General features: G+C 34.9%; 1 protein-coding gene. It reads left to right on the top strand.

Annotated elements, in window-relative coordinates:
• Positions 1-146: 146 nt before the first annotated feature.
• The coding region (locus DEF52_RS05595) for a PD-(D/E)XK nuclease family transposase (RefSeq protein WP_179951369.1) at positions 147-433 on the top strand (287 nt) is incomplete at its 3' end.

The following is a 433-nucleotide window of genomic DNA, read 5'->3' as shown; positions in this document are numbered from 1 at the left end:
GGGATCTATGCTAAGATACCGCGAATGAATCGCGGTATGACGGTTCGTGGCGGTTATGACGTGTTAGCTATAGCTATCTTCAAAAATATGGTTGAATAATTGTTAATAATAGTGTATAATTATTAATATTTTCAAGCATTTTTGCCATGGCTCTTTCAAAATTTCTCGATCCTCGCAATGATTTGTGTTTCAAAAAAATCTTTGGAACGGAAAAAAATAAGAATATCCTGATCCACTTTTTGAACGATATTTTAGGGTTTACTGAGATAAATGCAATACAAGAAGTTGAGTTTCTTAGCACTATTATGGATCCCGAAGTTGCCTCTGATAAACAAAGTATTGTTGATGTTCTCTGCAAGGATTCTCACGGAAATAGATATATAGCAGAAATGGTGCGACCTGAAAGTCTTCGGTCATATTGTTTAAAAGGAGA

Origin of the sequence: Wolbachia endosymbiont of Nasonia oneida (genome assembly GCF_009012935.1) — a bacterium.
Lineage (GTDB): Bacteria > Pseudomonadota > Alphaproteobacteria > Rickettsiales > Anaplasmataceae > Wolbachia > Wolbachia pipientis.
Note: the sequence above shows the minus strand (reverse complement) of the source record. Positions and strands in the feature narration are given on the sequence as shown.